This window comes from Azospirillum aestuarii, assembly GCF_016632405.1.
GTDB classification, from domain to species: Bacteria; Pseudomonadota; Alphaproteobacteria; order Azospirillales; family Azospirillaceae; genus Azospirillum; species Azospirillum aestuarii.
This window is the reverse complement of sequence record NZ_JAEPIV010000075.1, coordinates 1-4,335: the sequence shown is the minus strand read 5'-3', so window position 1 is coordinate 4,335 and position 4,335 is coordinate 1. Positions and strand designations below refer to the sequence as shown.

The following is a 4,335-nucleotide window of genomic DNA, read 5'->3' as shown; positions in this document are numbered from 1 at the left end:
ACAGCACGACGCCAACTCTGGCCGGAACGGCGGAAGCGGGCAGCACGGTGACCGTCACGGTGGGTGGGGCGACCTACACCACGATCGCGACGGGCGGAAACTGGTCCATCAACCTCGCCACGGCGACGCCGGTCACCGGTTCGCTCAGCCTGAACGCCAACGGCGCCAACCCGGTCTCGGCCACAGCGACGGATGCCGCTGGAAACACCTCCTCGGCCGGCACCCAATCGCTGACCATCGACACCACGGCTCCGAACGCTCCGGTGGTGACCACGGCGCTGACCAACAGCACCACACCAATGCTCACCGGGACGGCGGAGGCTGGCAGCACGGTGACCGTCACGGTGGGCGGCGCCACCTACACCACGACGGCGACGGGTGGGGCCTGGTCCATCGACCTCGCCACCGCGACGCCGACCGCCGGTTCGCTCAGCCTGAACGCCAACGGCGCCAACCCGGTCTCGGCCACCGCGACCGACGCGGCGGGCAACACCTCCTCGGCCGGCAGCCAATCGCTGACCATCGACACCACGCTGCCCGACGCCCCGGCGGTGACCAGCGCCGCGCTGAGCAACAGCACGACGCCGACCCTGACCGGCACGGCGGAAGCGGGCAGCACGGTGACGGTCACGGTGGGGGGGGCGACCTACACCACCATCGCGACGGGCGGGACGTGGAGCGTCAATCTTGCGACGGCGACGCCGACCTCCGGCGCGCTGAGCCTGAACGCCAACGGTGCCAACCCGGTCTCGGCCACCGCGACCGACGCCGCAGGCAACACGTCCTCGGCGGGCACGCAGTCGCTGACCATCGACACCACCAACCCCAATGCTCCTGTGGTGACCAGCGCCGCGCTGAGCAACAGCGCGACGCCGACCGTCACCGGCACGGCGGAAGCGGGCAGCACGGTGACCGTCACGGTGGGTGGGGCGACTTACACCACGATCGCGACGGGTGGAAACTGGTCCATCGACCTCGCCACCGCGACGCCGGTCACCGGTTCGCTCAGCCTGAACGCCAACGGCGCCAACGCCGTCTCGGCCACCGCGACCGATGCCGCTGGAAACACCTCCTCGGCCGGCACCCAATCGCTGACCATCGACACCACGGCTCCGAACGCTCCGGTGGTGACCACGGCGCTGACCAACAGCGCCACACCAATGCTCACCGGGACGGCGGAGGCTGGCAGCACGGTGACCGTCACGGTGGGCGGCGCCACCTACACCACGACGGCGACGGGTGGGGCCTGGTCCATCGACCTCGCCACCGCGACGCCGGTCACCGGTTCGCTCAGCCTGAACGCCAACGGCGCCAACCCGGTGTCAGCCACCGCGACCGACGCGGCGGGCAACACCTCCTCGGCCGGCACCCAATCGCTGACCATCGACACCACGCTGCCCGACGCTCCGACGGTGACCAGCGCCGCGCTGAGCAACAGCACGACGCCGACCGTCACCGGCACGGCGGAAGCGGGCAGCACGGTGACGGTCACGGTGGGGGGGGCGACCTACACCACCATCGCGACGGGCGGGAACTGGTCCATCGACCTCGCCACGGCGACGCCGACCTCCGGCGCGCTGAGCCTGAACGCCAACGGCGCCAACGCCGTCTCGGCCACCGCGACCGACGCGGCGGGCAACGTGTCGGCTCCGGGGACGCAGTCGCTGACCATCGACACCACCAACCCCAACGCTCCTGTGGTGACCAGCGCCGCGCTGACCAACAGCGCGACACCGACCGTCACCGGCACGGCGGAAGCGGGCAGCACGGTGACCGTCACGGTGGGTGGGGCGACCTACACCACGATCGCGACGGGCGGAAACTGGTCCATCAACCTCGCCACGGCGACGCCGGTCACCGGCGTGCTGAGCCTGAACGCCAACGGCGCCAACGCCGTCTCGGCCACCGCGACCGATGCGGCGGGCAACGTGTCGGCAGCGGGCACGCAGTCGCTGACCATCGACACCACGGCTCCGAACGCTCCGGTGGTGACCACGGCACTGACCAACAGCACGACGCCGACCCTGACCGGCACGGCGGAAGCCGGCAGCACGGTGACGGTCACGGTGGGTGGCGCCACCTACACCACCACCACCACCGGCGGGACCTGGAGCATCGACCTTGCCACCGCGACCCCGGTCACCGGTTCGCTCAGCCTGAACGCCAACGGTGCCAACCCGGTCTCGGCCACCGCGACCGACGCGGCGGGCAACACCTCCTCGGCCGGCACCCAATCGCTGACCATCGACACCACGCTGCCCGACGCCCCGGCGGTGACCAGCGCCGCGCTGAGCAACAGCACGACGCCGACCCTGACCGGCACGGCGGAAGCCGGCAGCACGGTGACGGTCACCGTCGGCGGTGCCACCTACACCACCACCGCCACCAACGGCGGCGCCTGGAGCCTCGACCTCGCCACGGCAACGCCCGCCACCGGCACGCTGAGCCTCAACGCCAACGGCACGAACACCGTGTCGGCCACCGCGACCGACGCGGCGGGCAACGTGTCGGCTGCGGGGACGCAGTCGCTGACCATCGACACCACGGTTCCGAACACTCCGGCGGTGACCTCGGCGGCGCTGACCAACAGCACGACGCCAACTCTGGCCGGAACGGCGGAAGCGGGCAGCACGGTGACCGTCACGGTGGGCGGCGCCACCTACACCACCACGGCGACGAATGGGGCCTGGTCCATCGACCTCGCCACCGCGACGCCGACCACCGGTTCGCTCAGCCTGAACACCAACGGTGCCAACCCGGTTTCGGCCACCGCGACCGACGCGGCGGGCAACACGTCCTCGGCCGGCACCCAATCGCTGACCATCGACACCACGCTGCCCAACGCTCCGGCGGTGACCAGCGCCGCGCTGAGCAACAGCACGACGCCGACCCTCACCGGCACGGCGGAAGCGGGCAGCACGGTGACGGTCACGGTGGGCGGCGCCACCTACACCACCACCGCCACCGGCGGGACCTGGAGCATCGACCTTGCCACCGCGACCCCGGTCACCGGTTCGCTCAGCCTGAACGCCAACGGCGCCAACCCCGTCTCGGCGACGGCCGCCGACGCCTCGGGCAACGTGTCGGCGCCGGGCACGCAGACGCTGACCATCGACACCACGCTGCCCGATGCCCCGACCGTCACCACGGCGCTGAGCAACAGCACGACGCCGACCCTCACCGGTTCGGCGGAAGCCGGCAGCACCGTCACCGTCACCGTCGGCGGTGCCACCTACACCACCACCGCCACCAACGGCGGCGCCTGGAGCCTCGACCTCGCCACCGCGACGCCGGTCACCGGCGTGCTGAATCTGAACGCCAACGCCGCCAACCCGGTCTCGGCCACCGCCACGGATGCCGCTGGAAACACGTCCTCGGCGGGGACGCAATCGCTGACCATCGACACCACCGCCCCGACCGCGACCGTGCTGTTCGAGGACGACAGCATCGACGCCATCGAGCAAACCAGCGCCGCCTTCACCATCAGCGGTGGCGAGGCCGGGGCCGGCTTCACCTGGACGATCACTTCGGCGGGCGGCGGCCAGGTCACCGGCAGCGGCGTGATGAGCGGGCCGACCGCGCGGGTGACCGGGCTGGACCTCGCCGGCCTGGGCGACGGCACGCTCACCCTGACACTCGGCCTGACCGATCCGGCGGGCAACGTGTCGGCGCCCTTCACCGCGACGACGCAGAAGCTCACCGCCACCGTGGAGAAGCCCGCCCCGGTCGCCCCGCCGCCGACGGCCACCGTGGACGGCGCCACCGTCAGCGGTTCGGTCACCACCGGCGGCGACGGCACGCGCACCACCACGGTGACCATCGCGGCCAGCAATGAGGACCGGGTCGAGGACAGCAACACCGCCAACGCCGATCTGGCCGACGTGCCGGTGGTGCGCGAGCAGGTGGTCGACGCCCGGACCGGGACGGTGTCCACCGTCACCACCCTGACGGTCAGCGTCTCCACCGGCGTCGCCGTCACCACCAGCGGCAACGCCGAGCGGCAGACCGCCGCGCAGGCCCAGACCGGGGTGACCGGCCTGATCGCCGCCATCGAGGCGCGCACCGACGCCGGCACGGCCTCGCGCGGCAACCTGACCGGCGGCGGCGACGGCTTCCTCTCGGTGCTGTCCGCGCAGGCCCAGCTCCTGGTGCGCGCCATCGACTTCAGCACGCCGGGCGTGGCGGCCGGCCAAGCGGTGCAGACCAGGGTGACCGGCAACACGCTGGGCGGCACCGGCACCGCCAGCACAGCGCCGACCGCGGTGGTGCTCAACACCTCGGCGGCGGCGGGTCCGGTGACCATCCAGCTCGACAACGTCGAGTTCGCGGCGGTGG

The 4,335-nt window shown here is 72.2% G+C and carries 1 protein-coding gene; it reads left to right on the top strand.

Annotation, left to right across the window (positions count from 1 at the left end; all coding sequences use genetic code 11):
* Positions 1-4,335, top strand: a 4,335-nt coding sequence (locus JJL56_RS32570; RefSeq protein ID WP_247891383.1) for a beta strand repeat-containing protein, incomplete at both ends; no start/stop codon positions are given.